Consider the following 18,747-nt stretch of genomic DNA (forward strand, 5'->3'; position numbering starts at 1 on the left):
GCGGAGATAGTGACGCGCATGCGGGCCGTCGACGCGGCCGTGCGGATCCTGGAGATCGAGGGTGCGACGCAGGCCTTCGGCGTCCCGGGGGCGGCGATCAACCCGTTCTACGCGGCGATGCGCCGCCGCCGCGCCGAGCTCGGCGACCGCGCGGGCGGCATCGGCCACGTGCTGGCCCGGCACGTCGAGGGCGCCGCGCACATGGCCGAGGGCTACACGCGGTCGGGCCCGGGGAACATCGGCGTCTGCATCGGGACGTCCGGCCCCGCGGGCACCGACATGATCACCGGCCTGTACTCGGCGGCCGCCGACTCGATCCCGATCCTGGCGATCACCGGGCAGGCGCCGGTCGCGCGGCTGCACAAGGAGGACTTCCAGGCCGTCGACATCACGGCCATCGCCGCACCCGTCACGAAGATGGCCATGACGGTGCTGGAGGCCGCGCAGGTGCCGGGCGCGTTCGCGCAGGCGTTCCACCTGATGCGGTCCGGGCGGCCCGGCCCGGTCCTGATCGACCTACCGGTCGACGTGCAGCAGACCGAGATCGAGTTCGACCCGGACACCTACACGCCGCTGCCGGTGCACCGGCCCGCTGCCACCCCGGCGCAGGCGTCGAGGATGCTGGACCTGCTCTGCTCCGGGGAGCGGCCGGTGATCGTCGCGGGCGGCGGGATCGTCAACGCCGACGCGAGCGCCGAGCTCGTCGAGCTGGCCGAGGTGCTCGGCGTGCCGGTGGTGCCGACGCTGATGGGCTGGGGCACGATCCCCGACGGCCACCCGTTGGCCGCCGGCATGGTCGGGCTGCAGACCGCGCACCGCTACGGCAACGCCACCTTCCTGGAGTCCGACGTCGTGCTCGGCATCGGCAACCGGTGGGCGAACCGGCACACCGGCGGGCTCGACACCTACCGGCGCGGGCGCCGGTTCGTGCACGTCGACATCGAGCCGACCCAGATCGGCCGGGTGTTCGCCCCCGACTACGGCGTCGTCTCCGACGCCGGCGCCGCGCTGCGGGTGCTGCTCGACGAGGCCCGCCGCCGGCGCGACGCGGGCACGCTGCCCGACCGCTCGGAGTGGGCGGCACAGTGCCGGGAGCGGCGGGCGACCCTGCTGCGGCGCACCCACTTCACCGAGATCCCGATCAAGCCGCAGCGGGTGTACGAGGAGATGAACCGGGTGTTCGGCCCGGAGACCCGCTACGTCACGACGATCGGGCTCTCGCAGATCGCCGCCGCCCAGTTCCTACACGTCTACCGGCCGCGGCACTGGGTCAACTGCGGCCAGGCCGGCCCGCTGGGCTGGACGATCCCGGCCGCGATCGGTGCCGCCGTGGCCGACCCGTCGACGCCGGTGGTCGCGCTGTCCGGCGACTACGACTTCCAGTTCATGCTCGAGGAGCTGGCGGTCGGCGCCCAGTTCGGCGTCCCCTACGTCCACGTCGTGGTCAACAACTCCTACCTGGGGCTGATCCGGCAGGCGCAGCGGGCGTTCGACATGGACTTCGAGGTGCAGCTCGGCTTCGACAACATCAACGCCGATCCCGAGAGCGCGCTGCCGAAGGGCTACGGCGTCGACCACGTCCGGGTCGCCGAGGGGCTCGGCTGCGTCGCGCTCCGGGTCGCCGACCCGGAGCTGCTGGAGCCCACCCTGCACCGGGCGTCGCAGCTGGCCCGCGAGCACAAGGTGCCGGTGGTCGTCGAGGTCGTCCTGGAGCGGGTCACGAACATCGCGATGGGCGCCGCCGAGATCGACGCGGTGACCGAGTTCGAGGACCTCGCGCACACACCGGAGGACGCGCCGACCGCCGTCGGCCACCGCCGGTGAGCGCGATCCTGCTGGCACCGGACAAGTTCAAGGGCTCGCTCGACGCGGCCGGGGTCGCCGCCGCGCTCGCCGACGGCATCGCCGGGGTGGCGCCGGACCGGGAGGTCCGGCGCTGCCCGGTCGCCGACGGCGGCGAGGGCACCGTGGCTGCGGCGCTGGCCGCGGGCTGGACACCGGTCACGGTGCCCTCGACCGGGCCCACCGGTGCCCCGCTCCCCGCGACCTACGCCCGTCGCGGTGCGGTGGCGCTCGTCGAGCTGGCCGCCACCTCGGGGCTCGCGGTGCTGCCCGGCGGCGTCCCGGACCCGCTCGGGGCGGGGACCGAGGGGCTGGGCACGGTGCTCGCGCACGCCCTCGGGGCGGGGGCGACGGAGCTGGTCGTCGGGCTCGGCGGCAGCGCGACGACCGACGGCGGCGCCGGGGTCCTGCGGGGGCTCGGTGCGCGCGTCCTGGACTGCGACGGCCGGGACCTCCCGCCGGGCGGCGCCGCGCTCGCGCGGGCCGACCGGATCGACCTCACCGGGCTGCACCCGCGGCTGCGCGGCACCCGGATCGTCCTCGCCGCGGACGTCGACAACCCGCTGCTCGGGCCGGACGGCGCCGCCGCGGTCTACGGCCCGCAGAAGGGCGCCGACCCGGCACAGGTCACCGCGCTCGACGCGGCGCTCTCCCGGTGGGCGGACGTCGTCGCCGGAGCGGCAGGCCGCGACCCGGCAGCGCTCGCGGGCGGGACCGGCGCGGGCGCCGCGGGCGGGGCCGGGCTCGGGCTGACCGCACTGTGCGGCGCCACGCTGCGGCCCGGCCTCGGCACCGTGCTGGACCTGACCGGCTTCCACGACGCGCTCGGCGGCGCCGGGCTCGTCGTCACCGGCGAGGGCCGGCTCGACGGCCAGCCCCTGCACGGCAAGGCACCGGCCGGTGTCGCCGCCGCGGCACGGGCGGCCGGGGTCCCGGTCGTCGCCGTAGCCGGGGAGGTCGCGCTCGATCCGGCGGCCGTGCGCGCGGCCGGGTTCCGTGCCGCGCACGCCCTCGTCGACCTCGCCTCCGACCGGTCGGAGGCGATGACCGACGCCGCCCGGCTGCTGCGCCGGGTCGGCGCCACGATCGCCCGCCTTGTGTAGGAGGGCGGGCGGGTCACCCGCCCGTCGCCACCACCCGGTCCCGGGCGGCCAGGGCGCCGGAGCCCGGCCCGTCGACCCGGTGGGTGTCCGCGCGCCGCGGCGCGGGGACGCCGGCGGTCCCGCCGGGTTCGCGGGACCCCGCGAGCTCGCGGACCGCGACCTCCGCGGACGGGTACGCGCTGCACCGCAGCAGGACCCTGCGGGCCGGGAGCGGGAGCAGCTCGGCCCGGCCGCCGCACCCGGCGAGGTGGGTGTGCACGGCCCCGCCGCGGGTGCCGCCGACGAGCGAGCCGAGCGTCTCGACCGCGGTGCCGTCGAACTCGGTCACCCCGGTCACGTCCACCACCAGGTGCGCCGGGACCCGGCCGCACGCGCGCTGGGCGTCGAGGAGACGCCCGAGCGCGGCGACACCCGGGCCGTCCAGCCGTCCGCTGACCCGGACCAGCCGCACCCCGGGTGCCGCCGTCTCGACCGCCAGCCCGATCCCCGGATCCACCTGCACGTCGTCCTCCCTCGCCGTCGTCGCGGGCACGGACGGCCCGCCGGGGGGACCTACCCGGCGCCGGAGCGTCCACACCCACGGGCGGACGACCGGTCCGGTCGTCCGCACGACGGGCCGGCCGCGACCCACCGGAACGAGTGTGATACACATCACCGGGCTTCGGAACCGGTGCCGGGAGGACTTTCGGCCCTGACGAGCACCGGAGCACGGGCGCACTCTCGTCGGGTCGGTCGCACCGGCCGACGACGGACCCGCCACCTGCCGCTGGGGAGCGGGCGGGTGGTACCCCGGTCGGGGTCGGCGCGCTCGGGACCGCCGGCCCCGGCCACCGTCGTGAGAGGCCGCAGACCGCGCACGGGGCCGGGACGCACCGCGCGGCGGTCGGCCGGACAGGGGTCAGGCGGGCGTGCGGCCGGAGCGCGGCACGACGGGCGGGCGCGGTGCGATCCGCCGGTGCGCGACGACGTGCGCGACGCCGTGGTCGCCGCGGTGCCGGTGCTCGGCCCCCGGCATGGGCGGGGGGCCCGGTCCGGAGACGGCCGCGCGCCACCGCGGCCAGCATCTCGAGGATCGACTCGAGCGACGGGTAGCGCCCGTCGGGAAGGGGCGCGAGCTGGTTGCGCAGCACTCCGCTGACTCCCCACGCCTCGGCCTCGGCGATGACCTGCCAGCGACAGGCGGGCCACTGCAGGCCGGCCAGGACACGTCGCAGGTTCTCGCGCAGGTGCTCGACGTGCGGCGGGGCCGGCGGCGGGAGCGGGGGCGGCGGGACCGGCGCCGGCAGCGGCAGCCGGCGCCGGCGGGCGGGCCCGTTCACGCGACCTCCCCCGTCCCGAGGTCGAGCTGCTGGGCGCCGGTGCACTCGGGGTCACCGTCGAGGTGCCGGTAGCTGAAGGTCGGCATCTCGGTGGGTGCGGCGGGGTCGGCGTGGCGGAAGATCCGGCACACGGATCCTTCCGCCACGGTCGACCAGCACCGCTCGCATATTCGTAGTCGGGGAGTGTTCTGAGGCATGGGTTCACCGCCAGGGCCGGGACTGGACACGTCCTGCCGCAGGGCCGCCTCGGGAAGGTCGGCGGACCGGCGTGCCGGACCGTCCGAGTGTGGGTGATGACACACCCCGGGTGCCACTCGTGGCGTCCGGTGCCACCCGCCGGGACGCAACCGGTCCCGATTTCCGGAACGGTCCGTGTTCGGACTCCCGCCTGCCGGGGTACGGGTCAGCCCCCGTCGCCGGCCCGGTAGGTCTGCTCCAGATCGCGGATCTCGCCGATGCCGGCGAGCTCGGCGAACGCGTCCAGCCCGCCGAGCCGGTCGAGCATCCCGGCCGGGGTCCCGTCCGCCTTCAGGCGTGCGAGCAGCTCGGTCATGCCCGCGGTCGCCGCCAGCAACGTGCCGACGGGGAACAGCACCAGGGCGAAACCGAGCTCGGCGAGCCGGTCGCGGGAGAGCGGCGGGGTCCGTCCGCCCTCGGCCCAGTTGAACACCAGCCTGTGCCCCTGCAGCGCTGTGGCGACCGTCTCGATGTCGGCCTCCGACGTCGGCGCCTCCACGAACAGCAGGTCGGCACCGGCGTCGGCGAACCGGCGCCCCCGGTCGATCGCCGCGTCGAGTCCGTCGACGGCGGCGGCGTCGGTCCGGGCGATGATCAGCAGGTCCGGATCGGTGCGGGCGTCGGCCGCGGCCCGGATCTTGGCCGCCATCTCCCCGGCCGGGACCACCTGCTTGCCGGCGAGGTGCCCGCACCGCTTCGGCATCACCTGGTCCTCGAGGTGCAGTGCGGCCACCCCGGCCCGCTCGTAGTCACGGACCGTCCGGATGACGTTGATCGCGTTGCCGTAGCCGGTGTCGGCGTCGGCGATCAGCGGCAGGTCGACGGCGTCGGCCAGCCGGGCCGCGTGCGCGGCCATCTCGGCCCCGCCCAGCAGCCCGACGTCCGGACGGCCGAGCAGGCCCGCCGTCGTCCCGAAACCGGTCATGTAGACCGCGTCGAAACCCGCCTGCTCGACGAGCCGGGCGGACAGCGCGTCGTAGGCGCCCGGGGCGAGCACGGGCCCGCCCTCGTCGAGCAGGGCGCGCAGCCGGGCACGCCGGTCGCCGGGGGCGGGGTGGCTGATCAGGTCGGCCACAGGTGGCTCCTTCCGTCGTCGTAGGGGTGAGTGAACCCTGTGCACCGCACGGACGCACGCAGGGATCCGGCCGGGTGACACCCTCGTCGCGACGTCCCGGGGACGGGGGTTCTCCCCACTGTCCGCGGTGGTGCGGCCCGGAATGATCGGACGTCGTGACCGCCCCCCGGCCCGTCGCCCCGCGCGACCTCTCCGACCGTCTCCGCCATCCCGTCCCCCACCTGTTCGTCTACGCCTTCGCGATCGTCCCGGCGATCGCGCTCGTCGCCGCCGTCCCGCTCGCCTGGGGATGGGGCCTGACCTGGCTGGACGCCGGGCTCGCGATCGGCATGTACGTCGTGTCGATGCTCGGCGTGACGGTCGGTTTCCACCGCTACTTCACGCACGGCTCGTTCAAGGCGACCCGGGCGCTGCGGATCGCGCTGGCGGTCGCCGGCAGCCTCTCGGTGCAGGGACCGGTCCGGCACTGGGTCGCCGACCACCGCAGGCACCACGCCTACGCCGACGCCGAGGGCGACCCGCACTCGCCGTGGCGGTACGGCACCTCCCCCTCCGCGCTGGTCCGCGGGTTCTGGCACGCCCACATGGGGTGGATCTTCGACCGCTCGCTGACCGACCAGCGCCGGTTCACCCCGGACCTGCTGGCCGACCCCGACATCGACCGCGTGCACCGCGGCTTCACCCTGCTCACGATCCTGTCCGTGTTCGGCCCGGGTGTGGTCGGCGGCCTGGTGACCTGGTCCTGGTGGGGCGCGTTCACCGCGTTCTTCTGGGCCGGGCTGGTGCGCGTCGCGGTCTCGCACCACGTGGCCTGGTCGACGAACTCGATCTGCCACATGATCGGCGAGCGCCCCTACCGGGCCCGGGACAGGTCGACCAACGTCTGGCTGCTCGCCATCCCGAGCATGGGCGAGTCGTGGCACAACATGCACCACGCGGACCCGACGTCGGCGCGGCACGGCGCAGGCCGCGGCGAGATCGACATCTCCGCCGGGACGATCCGGCTGTTCGAGCGGCTCGGCTGGGCGCACGACGTCCGGTGGCCGACCGAGAAGCGGCTCGCGCGGCTCGCGGCGAACCGGACCGAGGACGCCACGGCCTGACCGCTCCGGGCGGCACCCGGGGTCACCCCTCGGTCGCCGCCGGCGGGACGGCGTGCACCGCGCCGTCGATCCGCAGCCGGCACCGGTCGCCGGGTGCCCACCGCTCCCCCGGGGCCGTCCGTACCCGTACCGGCGGTCCTGCCGGTCCGTCCGGACGTGCCGAGACCAGCAGTGCCTCCCCGCCGAACTCGACGCGCTCCACCACGGCCGATGTCCCCGGCGCGGACGGCCCGTCGATGAGCACCTGCTCCGGGCGGAGCACCACGACGACCGCGCCGTCCGGGCCCGGCGCCGTTCCGGGACGGATCGGCGCGCGACCCAGGACCGTCGTCGCCACGCCGCCGGTGCGGTGGGCCGGGAGCAGGGACGCCTCGCCGACGAACCCGGCGACCCGCGCGGTCACCGGGGCGATGTAGAGCTCGCGAGGGCTCGCGGTCTGGACCAGCACGCCGCCGTCGAGGACGGCGACCCGGTCGCTCACCGAGAGCGCCTCGCGGTGGTCGTGGGTGATCAGGACGGCGGTGCTCCCCGCCGCACGCAGCGCCGCGACGGCGTCGGCCCTGACCTGGTCGCGGAGGCCGGCGTCGAGCGCGGAGAACGGTTCGTCGAGCAGGACGACCGCCGGCTCCGGTGCGAGCGCGCGGGCCAGCGCGACGCGCCGCCGCTCCCCGCCGGAGAGCTCGTGCGGCATCCGGGCCCCCTTGTCCGCCAGCCCGACCAGTTCCAGCAGGTCACCGACCCGGCGGCGCCGCACCGCACGCACCGCGGCCACCTGCCGCCACCGCCCGGGGCCACCGGCCCGCAGCCCGAACCCGACGTTGCCGGCCACGTCGAGGTGGGAGAACAGGGCGCCGTCCTGCGGGACGAGGCCGACCCGGCGCCGCTCGGCGGGCGTGCCCGTGACGTCGGTCCCGAGGAGGCCGACGGTCCCGGCGTCCGGCCGGTGCAGCCCCGCGACCACCCGCAACAGGGTGGTCTTCCCGCTGCCACTCGCCCCGAGCACCGACACCAGCTCGCCGGGACCGGCGTCGAGGTCGACCCCGTGCAGGACGGGCGCGCCGCCGTACCCCGCGACGATCCCCCGCACCGACAGCGTCGTCCCCGCTGTCACCCCCGCTGTCATGCCCGGTCCCCCCGGACCAGCAGTGCCGCGGGCACGCACGCCAGCAGCAGCAGGGCCAGCGCCGCGGGGGCGGCCGCCCCGTAGGCACCGCGGGCGGTCTGCGCCCACAGCTCGGTCGCCAGCGTGTCCACCCCGGTCGGGCGCAGCATCAGCGTCGCGGGCAGCTCCTTCATCGCCGTCACCGTCACCAGCAGCCCGCCCGCGGCGACCCCCGGCCACGCCTGGCGCGCCGTCACCGTCCACCACGTGCCGGACGCGCTGCGCCCCAGCGTGCGGGCCACCTCCTCGACCTCCACCGGCACCCGCTCCACCGACGACCGCACCGCCCCCAGCGCCTTCGGCAGGAACAGCAGGGCGTAGCCGAACACCAGCACCGGCGCCGTCTGGTAGAGCCCGGGCACGACGGCCAGCGACAGGAACACCAGCGACAACCCGACAACGACGCCCGGCAGCCCCTGCCCCAGGTAGGCCACCGACTCCACGGCGGCCACGACGCGCGAGCGGTGGCGCGCGGCCAGCACCCCGACCGGCAGGGCCAGGAGCACCGCGAGCACCGCAGCGGCGCCGGACAGCAGCAGCGTCCAGCCCGCCGCCGTCAGCAGCCGGGGCAGGTCGACACCGACACCACCGGCCGCCACGATCCGTCCCACCAGCACCGCGGGTGGCACGAGCAGGGTCAGTGCGGCGACCGTGCCGAGCCCGGCCACGCAGAGCGCCCGCACGGTGGCACCGGGCCGGTGCGGGGGCACCCGATGGGTCGCCGTCGTCGCGCGGGCCCGGGTGAACCGGCGCCGGGCCGCGCGCTCCGCGACGACCAGCAGCAGCGTCAGCACCGCCAGCACCAGGGCGGTGACCGCGGCGCCGGTGCGGTCGATCGCGCCCTCGTAGGCGGCGCGGACCGCCCAGGTGAAGGACTCGTAGCGCAGCAGTGCGGGCGCCCCGAAGTCCGACAGCGTGTACAGCGCGGCGAGCAGTGTCCCGGCGAGTGCCGCAGGCAGCGCCTGCGGCAGCGTCACCGCGCAGAACGCGGCGACCGGGCCCCGGCCGAGGGTGCGTGCGACGTCCTCGGGGCCGGTGTCGGCGGCCCGCAGCGCGGCGGCCGCGGGCAGCGTCACGTACGGGGTGCAGGCGGCCACCAGCACCAGGGTGAGCGGAACCAGCCCGCTCGCCGCCGGCCGCACGGCGAGCACGGCGAGCACGGCGAACGCGAGCAGGTAGGACGGCACGGCCAGCGGCAACGCGGCGAGCACCCACCACAGCCGCGGCCAGGGCAGCCGGAGGCGGACCAGCAGCGCCGCCGTCCCGAGGCCGAGGACGAGGCAGCCGGCGGACACGCCGAGCACGAGGACACCGGAGTTCACCGCGAGCTGGAGGGTGCGCTCGCGGACGAGCAGCGACCGGACCCGCTCGGGTGCGGCCTCCCCGACGCGGACCACCAGCCAGACGAGCGGCAGCGCGGCGAGTGCGGCGACGGACGCCCCGGCGGCCGCCAGCGTCCGCGGGGTCCGGGAGCGCCGCGCGGCCGGGACGCCCGGAGCGGTGTGCTCCGGGGCCCCGGCCGGGCGGACGGTGACGGGTGTGCTCAGAGCAGCCCGGCCTCGGTCATCATCCGGGTGGTCTCGTCCAGCGAGGCGAGATCGGACAGGTCGAGCTCGGGACCCGCGAGCTCGGCGAGCGCCGGCACGCCCTGGGGTCCCGGCACGCCCGCGACCAGCGGGTACTCGGTGGTCTCCTCGGCGAAGTACCGCTGCGCGGGCTCGGACACCAGGAACCGGACGAGCTCCTGCGCCTCGGCCGACTGCGCCGCCCCGGTGAGGATGCCGGCGCCGGTGACGTTGACCAGCGCGCTCGCGGTGCCCGGATCCCCGAACCGGAGCTTCGCGCGCTGCATCGGGGTCTCCGCGCTGGTCCAGTAGTAGTGGTTGATCAGCCCGGCGTCGACGGTGCCCGCCTCCACCGCCTCCAGCACGGCACCGTTGCGCTCGAAGACCTGCGGCTCGTTCGCCGCCAGCGCGGTCAGCCACTGCCGGGTGGCCTCCTCGCCGTCGGTGACCCGCATGGCCGTGACGAACGCCTGGAACGACGCGTTGGTCGGTGCGTACCCGACCCGCCCACGCCACTTCGGGTCGGTCAGCTCCCGCACGTCACCCGGCGCCTCCGCCTCGGGGACGTCCTGGCTGTCGTAGGCGACGACGCGGGCCCGGCCGGTCAGCCCGACCCACGTCCCGTCGGTGGAGGTGAACCCGGCGGGCACGGCACCGGCGACGTCGGCGGGCAGCGGCGCGAACCGCCCGGCCCCGGCGAGGACGCCGAGGGCGCCCGCGTCCTGGGACAGGTAGACCTGCGCCAGGGTGCCGTCGCCCTCCTCCTGGATCTGCGCGGCCAGCTCGGTGGTGGAGCCGTAGCGGGTGTCGACGGTGATCCCGCTCTGCTGCTGGAACTGCTGGATCAGCGGGGCGATCAGCTCCTCGTCCTGATGTTGACCCCGGTTCACGGACACGCCGGTGAGGAGATCAGACCCGGCGGGCGGCTAATGGTCTCGAACTGTTCGGGGCTCATCCAGTCCAGTGCGGAGTGTCGGCGGCGACGGTTGTAGAAGCCCTCGATGTACTCGAAGATCGCGTTCGCGAGCTCGATGCGAGTGCGCCAGCGCTGCCGGTCGAGCAGCTCGGTCTGCATTCGGCCCCAGAAGGCCTCGGCGACGGCGTTGTCGTAGGGGTCGCCGACGCTGCCCAGCGAGGGCAGCAGGCCCGCTCTGCGGGCCCGTTCGGTGAAGGTCCATGAGGTGAATTGGGTGCCGTGATCGCCGTGGATGATCCCGCCGGGCACCTGCCCGCTGGTGCCGCGCGAGTCGATTGCCATCCCGAGCGCGGAGGTGGCCAGGTCCGCTCGTTGACGGGAGTCGATGGCCCATCCGACGACCCGCCGGGAGAAGGCGTCGAGGACCACGCAGCAGTAGAGCTTACCCTCGCGGGTGGGGTGCTCGGTTATGTCGGTGACCCAGAGCTGGTTCGGGCCGTCGCGCCGGAAGTTCCGCTTGACCAGGTCGGTCACGGTCTTCGCGGGAGGGACCCGTTTCGCTCTGCGCCGCAATGGGAGCCCGGCAAGGCCGGCGCGGCGCATCAACGCTGCGACGGTCTTGCGGGACACGACCACGCCCTGGCCCAGGACGAGTTCGGCGCGGATCCTCGGTGCCCCGTAGGTCTGCCGGGAGGCCTCGTGGACCGCGGTGATCTGATCGACCAGCCAGGCCTGTCGGATCGTGCGTGCCGAGGGTGGGCGACTACGAGCTTCGTAGAAGCCCGCCCGGGACACCCCGAGGGACAGACAGGCCTGCTTCACCGGTACGCCCTCAGCGGCCAGTTCCGCGACGAGGGCGAACCGGGCTTTTGGGGGCACCACCTTCTCCACTGCGACCGCCGCCTTACGCAGGATCTTGACCTCGGTCTCCAGCTCGGCGATCCGCGCCTCGGCCGCGGTGAGCGCGGCGGACTCGACCTGCTCCGGGATCGGGGTCTTGAGTCCGCGCTCGAGCAGATCCCGGGACTTCCAGCGATGCAGGCACGACTCCGCGATGCCCAACGACGTCGCCACATCACGCACTGAGCGTCCCGAGGCCAGCAAATCAAGGGCGCGTCGCCGGAACTCCGGCTGGTAGGGCTTCGGCACGACGGACGATCTCCTTCACAAGATCGTCGGACCCTACGTCTCCTCACTTCTGCGTCCGCCGAGCGGGGTCAACATCATCCCGTCCGGAGTAGAGGGTCAGGGTGCGTGGCCCCTCGGCGGCCGGGCTCGCCGCCGGCTCGGCCGGAGCGGGGGCGCCGCCACCGCACGCGGTGACCAGCAGCGAGACGGCGAGCAGCGCGCCCGCCGCCAGGCCGCGCTTCGGGGATCGGATCACGTCGGAGTCCTCCGGATTCTCATGACGGGGTGTCCGGAACGCGTCGGGTGTCCGATCACTCCCGTTCCGGGCGAGGGCAGGCTAACCTCGGTCGACGGCGGGGGGATCTCCCGAGAATTGAGGGGGTGCGTGGCCGTGCTGCGGGTGCTGCTGGTCGACGACCACCGGTCCTTCACCGACCTGCTCGTCCTCGGCCTGGGGGCCGAACCCGGGATCGGCGTCACCGGTGTGGCGCACACGGTCGACGCGGCGCGCGCCCTGCTCGACGGCTGCGACGTCGTCGTGCTCGACGTCCGCCTCCCCGGTGGCGGTCTCAGCCTGCTCCCGGTCGCGCACGCGGCGGGTGCCCGGGCACTCGTCCTCACCGCGCACCCGCGCCCCGAGCCCGCCCGCCGGGCGCGCGCGGCGGGGGCCGCGGGCTTCCTGGGTAAGGAGACGCCACTGGCCGGCATCGTCGCCGCGGTCCGCACCGTCGCGGCCGGCAGGACCGTGCACGGGACGGCCGTCCTCGAGCTCCCGCACCTGACCCCGCGCGAGCGTGACGTCCTCGGTTCGCTGGCCCGCGGCCGCGACGCGACCCGCATCGCCCACGAGCTCGCACTGTCCGTGCACACGGTGCGCGACCACGTCCGGGCGCTGCTCGGCAAGCTCGACGCCCGCTCACAGCTGGAGGCGGTGGTCACGGCCGAACGTCTCGGCCTGGTCGCGCTCGATCCGGAGGGCGAGCCCCTGGCCGGCGGCCGATGAGCCGGACCGGCCCGCACCCGGTCCGGCGGGCGTTGCTCGGGCACGTCCTGGGCACCGTCGCGGCAGCGGCCCTGGTGTGCGCGCTCGTCACCGCCGGGGTCTGGTGGCTGGCCCACGACGAGGCGGAGCGACGGGCGGAGCAGGTCTCACGCCGGGTCGCCGCGGCCGTCGTCGTGCCGCTGGCGGACCGCGACCTGGCCGCCGCCGGCCCGGCGGCACGGGACCGGCTGCTGGCGGACCTCGCCCCGTTCCGGACGGTCGGCATGGTGAGCCGGGTGAAGATCTGGCTGGTGGAGGGCCCGTCGGCGCGGGTGGTGTTCTCCGACGAGCCGCGGCTGGAGGGGTTCACCCGGCGGTTCGATCCCGACCTGGCCGCCCGGCTCGACGGTGGCGCTGCCGTCGTCCTCGCGGTGCCCGACGACCCCGAGCACCGCTTCGAGCAGGGCGGCGGGCTGCGCGAGGTGTTCCTGGGGTTCACCGACGCGGCGGGTCGGCCGGCCCGGGTGGAGGTCTACGTCCCGGTCGACGTCGAGGGCTCGACGGCTCGCGCCGTGGGCCTGCTGGTGCCACCCGTGGTGGGCGGGCTGCTGGCCGTCGCACTCGCGGTGCTGCCGCTGTCGGTCGCGCTGGCGCGGCGCCGGGAGCGGGAACGGATCGAGCGCCGGGACGCGGCCCGCTACGGGCTCGCCGCCGGGGAGCTCGCACGCCGCGACCTGGCCCGCCGCCTGCACGACGACGTCCTCCCCGGCCTGGCCTCGGCCGGGCTGATGCTGGATCTCGCCCCGGCCCGGCCGGAGCTGGTGAGCCGGGCACGGAAGACCGTCGGCGACGGCGTGCTCCGGATCCGCTCGGTTCTCGACGACCTGCTCCCCGCCGACGTCGACGCGGCGGGTCTCCCGGACGCGCTGCACCGGCTGGCCGCCGGCGGGGAGCCGCGCGCGAGCGTCGCCGTCCCCGGCGCGGCGGGCCTCCCGGACGCCACCGCGGTCCTGCTGCACCGGATCGCCGGCGAGCTGCTGCGCAACGTCCGCGCGCACGCGGCGGCGTCGACCGTGGGGGTGGACCTCGCGGTCGGGGATGGCCGGGCCCGGCTCACCGTCACCGACGACGGCACCGGGTTCGACCCGGGCCGTGGCCCCGAGCCGGGGCACATCGGCCTGCTGCTCGTGCGCGACGCCGCCCGCGACGCCGGTGGGGAGGTCACCGTCCGCAGCGCCCCGGGCAGCGGGACCACGGTGACCGTCGACCTCCCGGACGGCCGCTGACCCCGCACGGGCGGGGCGCGCGACCGATGTGTGCGTGATGTGCGCCGTCGCACTCTCGGCAAACTTGCGCATCGTGCACGTTCGCCGCGTACGATAGTTGCGTGACGTCAACTACTCGCTCTCCGGAGGAGGCCGCCGCCCACCGCCGCGCCGTGCTGCTCCCGCTCAGCGGTCTGCTCATGGCCCTGTTCGTGGGCGTGCTCTCCAGCACGATCGTGTCCAACGCGCTGCCGCGGATCCTCGGCGACCTGGGTGGTACCCAGGCCGAGTACACCTGGGTCGTCTCGGCCTCGCTCCTCGCGATGACGGCGTCCACCCCGATCTGGGGCAAGCTCGCCGACCTCTACTCCAAGAAGCTGCTCGTCCAGGCCGCGATCGGGATCTTCCTGATCGGCTCGCTGCTGTGCGGCCTGGCCACCGAGACCTCGCAGCTCATCGGCTTCCGGGTGCTCCAGGGCCTGGGCATGGGCGGGCTGCAGGCGCTGACCCAGGTCGTCATCGCGGCGATCATCACCCCGCGCGAGCGCGGCCGGTACATGGGCTACCTGTCGGCGATCATGTCGCTCGCGGTGGTCGGCGGCCCGCTGCTCGGCGGCGTCATCGTCGACTCCCCGCTCGGCTGGCGCTGGTGCTTCTTCGTGGGCGTCCCGCTGGCCGCGATCTCGCTGGTCGTGCTGCAGCGCACGCTGAACGTCCCGACCGAGCGCCGCGACGACGTCTCGATCGACTACGTCGGCGCCCTGCTCATCGCGGCGGGCGTCTCCGCGATGCTGCTGTGGACCTCGCTCGGCGGCAAGCAGTTCGAGTGGTCGTCGCCGCTGTCGTTCGGCCTGGTCGGCGGCGGTGTGGTGCTGCTGGCGCTGGCGGTCCTCGTCGAGCGCCGCGCCAAGGACCCGGTCGTCCCGCCGTTCCTGTTCCGGGACCGGACGTTCGTGCTCGCCACCGTCGCCAGCCTCTTCGTCGGCGTCGCGATGTTCGGCTCGACGATCTTCCTGTCGCAGTACTTCCAGCTCGCCCGGGGCGCCACGGCGACCGAGGCCGGCGTGCTCACCCTGCCGATGATCGTCGGCATGTTCCTGGCCTCGAACGTCGCGGGACAGCTGATCAGCCGCTACGGGCGCTGGAAGCGCTGCCTCGTGATGGGCGGCGTGTTCCTCACCGCCGGCCTCACCCTCGGCGCCACGGTCATCTCCTCGACCGTGCCCTACTGGCAGGTCGGGCTCGCCATGCTGCTGGTCGGCCTCGGCGTCGGCATGACCCAGCAGAACCTCGTGCTGGCCGTGCAGAACACCGTGGCGCTGCGGAACATGGGCGCCGCCAGCTCGACGGTGACCTTCTTCCGGTCCCTCGGTGGCTCGGCGGGCGTCGCCGGTCTCGGCGCGCTGCTCGCCTCGGTGGTCGCGACGCGGACGTCGTCGGGGCTCGCCGCAGCCGGTGTCGACGGCGGCGGGGCCACGCAGGGCGGTCAGGTCCCGAACATCGCGGAGCTGCCCGAGCCGGTCCGCTCGATCGTCATGGACTCCTACGGCCACGCGATCGCGGAGATCTTCCTGGTCGCCGCGCCGCTGGGTCTGCTCGCGCTGATCGCGATCCTGTTCCTGCGCGAGCAGCCGCTGCGCGACACCATCGACCTGGAGCCGGAGACCCCGGCCGAGGGCACAGCCGCGGCACCGGCGGTCCGCCGCGACGACACGCACGGCGCGGCGCCCGGCCCGGTGCTGCACGGCGTCGTCCGCGCCGACGGGGTCCCCGCACCGGGGGCGGTCCTCACCGTCCTCGACCGCAACGGGACCGAGGTCGGCCGCACCCGCGCCGACGACGACGGCCGGTACCGCGTCTGCGTCGCGACCGGCACCGTCTCCACGGTCTACCGGTGGGACGGCCGGCCCGCCGCGCACCGGCTGACCGTCCCCGCGACCGGCCTGCGGTTCGACGTCGACCTGGCCCCCTCGGCAGGGCCGGTCCGGCCCGAGGTCGTCTCGGTGATCGACCGGCCGGCACGGGAGAACGCGCGGGCCGACCGTGTCTGAGCAGCAGGCGCCGCCCGGGCGCCGGGAACGGAAGAAGGCCGCGACCCGGGCGGCGCTGGCCGCCGCGGCGTTGCAGCTGTGCAGCGAACGCGGTCTCGACCAGGTGACCGTCAAGCAGATCGCCGACGCCGCCGACGTCGCCCCGCGCACCTTCTTCAACTACTTCACCTCGAAGGAGGAGGCGATCGTCGCGGGGAACGCGGCGACCGCCGACACCCTGGTGGCCGCGTTCACCACCCGGCCCGACGACGAGCCGGTCGTCGTGGCGCTCCGGCACGCGCTGCGCGCCGTCGTCACCGATCCCGGCTATCTCGGCCGGGTCCGGCAGATGCGGGCGCTGCGCGAGTACCCGACCGTCGTGGCGCACCACATGGCGGCGTTCGCGGCGCAGGAGCAGGCGCTCGCCGCCGCCGTCGTCACCCGGACCGGGACCGACCCGGCCCGGGACCTGTTCCCGACGCTCGCCGCGGCCGCGGCCGTCACCGGGCTGCGGGTGGCGGTGCAGCACTGGCTCGGCGACCACGGCCCCGATCCGCGCGGGCCCGAGCTCACCGAGCTGGTCGACGAGGCGATGGCCGTGTTCGACGGTGGCCTGCGCGCCGTCGCCGGGGCCCCGGCCTGATCCGGCCGGGCCGCCGGGGATCATCACGGGCGTGACCGTCACGACCCTGGCGCTGCCCACACCGGCGCCGCTCGAGCTGACCGTGCACGCCGCCGACGACCCGGCGGCGCCCGTCCTGCTGGTCGTGCCGGCCATGGGGATGCGGGCGTCGTTCTACACGCCGCTGCTCACCGCGCTGCGGGAGGCCGGGACGTCCGCCGCGGTCACCGAGCTGCGCGGGCACCAGGCCCGGCCCGCTCCCCCGCCGTCACGCCGGAACGACCACGGCTACGACGACCTCGTCGGCGACCTCTCCGCCGCCGTCGACACGGTGCGGGAGCAGCTGCCCGGCGCGCCGGTGCTGCTCGTCGGGCACAGCCTCGGCGGGCACCTGGCGGCCGCGTACGCCGCCCGGCACCCGGACCGGGTCGAGGGCCTCGCGCTCGTCGCGTCGGGCAGCGTGCACTGGCGGGCGTGGGGGCCGGTGCACCTGCTGCGGACCCAGGCGGCCGTCGCCACGTCGCGGTTGCTGGGGCACTTCCCCGGCGCCCGGGTCGGCTTCGCCGGGCGTGAGGCGCGCGGCCAGATGGCCGACTGGGGCCGGTGGGCCCGGACGGGGCGGCTGGCGTTCGGGACCCCGCGGGTCGACCACGGACCGTCGATCGCGGCCGTCCACCTGCCCGTCCTGGGAGTGACCTTCGAGGGCGACCGGCTCGCCCCGCCCGCGTCGGCGGAGGCGCTGATCGGGATGTTCCGCTCCGCCGACGTCACGCGCCGCCGGCTCCCGGCCGGCGGCAGGCGCCCGCACTTCGGCTGGGCCCGCGAGCCCGGCGCGACCGTGCCGGAGCTGGTGTCCTGGGCACGCCGGGCCACCGGGGGCTGAGCGCCGGGGAGGGGTCAGGCGCGGCGGCGGCCCGACCAGTGCGGCTCGTGGTCGGCCCAGTCGACCTGCCACGCGTGCGCGAACCGGCGCGCGGTCCAGCGGAAGCCGAGATGGCCCGCACCCGCCAGCACCACGCCCCAGGCGACGAGCGTCATGAACGCGGCCGCCGCGCCGACCGTCACGGCGTCCGAGGGGGTCGACGGCGGCGGCGTCAGCTCACCGTCGGGCCCCACCCAGACCGTGATCCGGTCCCCCACCTGGTAGAGCCCGGGGACCGAGGTCTCCCCGCTGCGCGCCGCTCCGTCGGGAGCGGTCCAGCCGACGGTGACGGCCTGCTGACCGGTCTGCATGTCGCTCACCGCGGTCGTCCGGTCGGTGACCTGCGCCGGCACCGCGGTGCGTTCCGCGGACTCGGTGGCGCCACGCTCGACGACGGTGCCGTGCGCTGAGGTCCCCGCCATCCAGGCGACGAGCAGGCCGACGGCGACGAGCAGGCCGAGCCCGACCGCCAGCACGTCCTCCCAGCGGGCCGCCGAGCGGCGCATCCGGTCGGCGCTGCCCGGGGCGGGCCGTGGGCCGGTGCGTCCCGGGCCGTCGGCTGTGCGCATCGTTCCTCCTCGAGATCAGGTCGTCGGGTCCCACGACCGCCGGTGAGGACCCGATCACCGAGAAGTACCCCCGTTATTGCTTCGAGACATCGTCTCGCGACGAGGATCACGCGTGACGCGGTCCACGACCGGCGCACGTCACACCGGGTCAGGACGCAGGTCGGCGCACCGTCGTCGCTCCGGGCCGCCCGCTCGCCGCCCCTGACCTCCCTCTCGTCGCGGGACCGGGTTCCGCGACAACCGCCGCCGCACCGGGGGCGTCCACCGGAGGTCGGTCCGCGACACCACCCGTCCGGGTGAGGGGGGGGACGCGACGGCGGAGGGACGGTGCGCGATGGGTGACCGTGAGCGGCGGCGACGCCGGGCGGCGGTGGTGACCGGCCTGGTCCTGGTGACCGGTGTCGGGCTCGGCGGCACGGCGGTCGCGACGGCCGATCCCGAGCAGAGCCGGGTCGCCGCGGCCGCGCACGCGGAGCCCGCGGCGCCCGGCACGCCCTGCTCGGCGTCGGTGCGGGCGTGCGTCGATCTCGAGACGCGGCAGGCGTGGCTCGTGTCCGGCGGGACGGTCGAGCGGGGCCCGTTCCGGGTCACGACGGGAGAGGCCGGCAAGGAGACCCCGGTCGGGCACTCCTTCCGCGTCTACCGCAAGGAGGCCGACCACCGCAGCGGCGAGTACCCGGGCCCCGACGGCCGGCCCGCGCGGATGCCGTACTCGGTGTTCTTCGCCGACGGCGGCGTCGCCTTCCACGGCGGTGACCTGTCCCGCGAGTCGGCCGGCTGCGTGAAGCTGCAGCGGGCCGACGCGAAGCGGTTCTTCGACACCCTGCAGATCGGCGACAAGGTCCAGGTCGTGCGGGGGTCCGTCGAGAACGGGCACCGCGCGGAGGCCCGCGGGCGGGCCTGACAC

18 protein-coding genes are annotated in these 18,747 nt (G+C 75.7%); 9 read left to right on the forward strand and 9 right to left on the reverse strand.

Going from position 1 to position 18,747, the window contains the following annotated elements; all coding sequences use genetic code 11:
• Positions 1-9: 9 nt before the first annotated feature.
• Both gcl and Ae150APs1_RS03895 read left to right on the forward strand, forming a co-directional pair.
• On the forward strand, positions 10-1,824 hold the full coding sequence (gene gcl / locus Ae150APs1_RS03890) for a glyoxylate carboligase (protein WP_075301647.1): 1,815 nt from the start codon (positions 10-12) through the stop codon (positions 1,822-1,824).
• Entirely contained in the window at positions 1,821-2,945 is a 1,125-nt protein-coding gene (locus Ae150APs1_RS03895; protein WP_075295844.1) for a glycerate kinase, read from the forward strand. Before gcl ends, Ae150APs1_RS03895 begins: the two co-directional genes overlap by 4 nt.
• A 13-nt stretch (positions 2,946-2,958) precedes the next feature.
• On the opposite strand, the gene Ae150APs1_RS03900 is transcribed toward Ae150APs1_RS03895, so the two are convergent.
• The 3 genes from Ae150APs1_RS03900 to Ae150APs1_RS03905 all read right to left on the reverse strand — a co-directional run bounded on the left by Ae150APs1_RS03900 (position 2,959) and on the right by Ae150APs1_RS03905 (position 5,576).
• Positions 2,959-3,447 (reverse strand): hypothetical protein, encoded by a 489-nt coding sequence (locus tag Ae150APs1_RS03900; protein ID WP_139316796.1) that lies wholly within the window; start codon positions 3,445-3,447, stop codon positions 2,959-2,961.
• A gap of 813 nt (positions 3,448-4,260) precedes the next feature.
• The gene (locus tag Ae150APs1_RS32585; protein WP_170918900.1) at positions 4,261-4,410 is read right to left on the reverse strand and encodes a hypothetical protein; all 150 of its coding nucleotides are present in this window, start codon (positions 4,408-4,410) and stop codon (positions 4,261-4,263) included.
• Between the two features lie 257 nt (positions 4,411-4,667).
• A complete protein-coding gene (locus tag Ae150APs1_RS03905; protein WP_075295848.1) occupies positions 4,668-5,576 on the reverse strand; it encodes an oxaloacetate decarboxylase in 909 nt (302 codons plus the stop codon).
• Positions 5,577-5,797: 221 nt separating this feature from the next.
• Between Ae150APs1_RS03905 and Ae150APs1_RS03910 the strand changes: the two genes are divergently transcribed.
• Positions 5,798-6,679, forward strand: a complete 882-nt coding sequence (locus tag Ae150APs1_RS03910; protein ID WP_238592030.1) for a fatty acid desaturase — start codon at positions 5,798-5,800, stop codon at positions 6,677-6,679.
• Between the two features lie 22 nt (positions 6,680-6,701).
• Here Ae150APs1_RS03910 and Ae150APs1_RS03915 read toward each other — a convergent pair whose 3' ends face one another.
• The 5 genes from Ae150APs1_RS03915 to Ae150APs1_RS03940 form a co-directional block, all read right to left on the reverse strand.
• The gene (locus tag Ae150APs1_RS03915) at positions 6,702-7,802 is read right to left on the reverse strand and encodes an ABC transporter ATP-binding protein (protein ID WP_075295850.1); all 1,101 of its coding nucleotides are present in this window, start codon (positions 7,800-7,802) and stop codon (positions 6,702-6,704) included.
• The gene (locus tag Ae150APs1_RS03920) at positions 7,799-9,238 is read right to left on the reverse strand and encodes an ABC transporter permease subunit (protein ID WP_249266204.1); all 1,440 of its coding nucleotides are present in this window, start codon (positions 9,236-9,238) and stop codon (positions 7,799-7,801) included. Before Ae150APs1_RS03920 ends, Ae150APs1_RS03915 begins: the two co-directional genes overlap by 4 nt.
• Positions 9,239-9,384: 146 nt before the next feature.
• Entirely contained in the window at positions 9,385-10,302 is a 918-nt protein-coding gene (locus Ae150APs1_RS03925; RefSeq protein WP_075295852.1) for an iron ABC transporter substrate-binding protein, read from the reverse strand.
• The gene (locus Ae150APs1_RS03930) at positions 10,293-11,471 is read right to left on the reverse strand and encodes an IS3 family transposase (protein ID WP_083679920.1); all 1,179 of its coding nucleotides are present in this window, start codon (positions 11,469-11,471) and stop codon (positions 10,293-10,295) included. The genes Ae150APs1_RS03925 and Ae150APs1_RS03930 overlap by 10 nt, the downstream gene beginning before the upstream one ends.
• Before the next feature lie 43 nt (positions 11,472-11,514).
• Positions 11,515-11,706, reverse strand: coding sequence for a hypothetical protein (locus Ae150APs1_RS03940; protein WP_075295854.1), 192 nt, complete (start codon positions 11,704-11,706; stop codon positions 11,515-11,517).
• A gap of 129 nt (positions 11,707-11,835) precedes the next feature.
• Here Ae150APs1_RS03940 and Ae150APs1_RS03945 point away from each other — a divergent pair, with 129 nt between their 5' ends.
• The 5 genes from Ae150APs1_RS03945 (at position 11,836) to Ae150APs1_RS03970 (ending at position 17,232) form a co-directional block, all read left to right on the forward strand.
• Positions 11,836-12,453: a response regulator transcription factor gene (locus Ae150APs1_RS03945; protein ID WP_075295856.1), complete on the forward strand. Its 618-nt coding sequence runs from the start codon at positions 11,836-11,838 to the stop codon at positions 12,451-12,453.
• On the forward strand, positions 12,450-13,718 hold the full coding sequence (locus Ae150APs1_RS03955; RefSeq protein ID WP_083679922.1) for an ATP-binding protein: 1,269 nt from the start codon (positions 12,450-12,452) through the stop codon (positions 13,716-13,718). The genes Ae150APs1_RS03945 and Ae150APs1_RS03955 overlap by 4 nt, the downstream gene beginning before the upstream one ends.
• Positions 13,719-13,819: 101 nt before the next feature.
• Positions 13,820-15,748 carry an MFS transporter gene (locus Ae150APs1_RS03960; protein WP_249266205.1) on the forward strand — a complete coding sequence of 643 codons (1,929 nt, stop codon included), beginning with the start codon at positions 13,820-13,822 and terminating at the stop codon, positions 15,746-15,748.
• Positions 15,741-16,370 carry a TetR family transcriptional regulator gene (locus Ae150APs1_RS03965; RefSeq protein ID WP_075295862.1) on the forward strand — a complete coding sequence of 210 codons (630 nt, stop codon included), beginning with the start codon at positions 15,741-15,743 and terminating at the stop codon, positions 16,368-16,370. The genes Ae150APs1_RS03960 and Ae150APs1_RS03965 overlap by 8 nt, the downstream gene beginning before the upstream one ends.
• 31 nt (positions 16,371-16,401) lie before the next feature.
• A complete protein-coding gene (locus Ae150APs1_RS03970; RefSeq protein ID WP_139316797.1) occupies positions 16,402-17,232 on the forward strand; it encodes an alpha/beta fold hydrolase in 831 nt (276 codons plus the stop codon).
• Between the two features lie 14 nt (positions 17,233-17,246).
• On the opposite strand, the gene Ae150APs1_RS03975 is transcribed toward Ae150APs1_RS03970, so the two are convergent.
• The gene (locus Ae150APs1_RS03975) at positions 17,247-17,840 is read right to left on the reverse strand and encodes a hypothetical protein (RefSeq protein ID WP_075295864.1); all 594 of its coding nucleotides are present in this window, start codon (positions 17,838-17,840) and stop codon (positions 17,247-17,249) included.
• Positions 17,841-18,174: 334 nt separating this feature from the next.
• On the opposite strand from Ae150APs1_RS03975, the gene Ae150APs1_RS03980 reads away from it, so the two are divergent.
• Entirely contained in the window at positions 18,175-18,744 is a 570-nt protein-coding gene (locus Ae150APs1_RS03980) for a L,D-transpeptidase (protein ID WP_060576602.1), read from the forward strand.
• The last annotated feature ends 3 nt before the right edge of the window (positions 18,745-18,747 follow it).

Source organism: Pseudonocardia sp. Ae150A_Ps1 (genome assembly GCF_001932315.1).
Taxonomy (GTDB): Bacteria; Actinomycetota; Actinomycetes; order Mycobacteriales; family Pseudonocardiaceae; genus Pseudonocardia.

What these genes read in the sequence shown, in the direction of transcription:
- Ae150APs1_RS03915 (WP_075295850.1), bottom strand. Translation starts at nt 7,802, where the DNA reads ATGACAGCGGGGGTGACAGCGGGGACGACGCTGTCGGTGCGGGGGATC.
- Ae150APs1_RS03980 (WP_060576602.1), top strand. Translation starts at nt 18,175, where the DNA reads ATGGGTGACCGTGAGCGGCGGCGACGCCGGGCGGCGGTGGTGACCGGC.
- Ae150APs1_RS03975 (WP_075295864.1), bottom strand. Translation starts at nt 17,840, where the DNA reads ATGCGCACAGCCGACGGCCCGGGACGCACCGGCCCACGGCCCGCCCCG.
- Ae150APs1_RS03955 (WP_083679922.1), top strand. Translation starts at nt 12,450, where the DNA reads ATGAGCCGGACCGGCCCGCACCCGGTCCGGCGGGCGTTGCTCGGGCAC.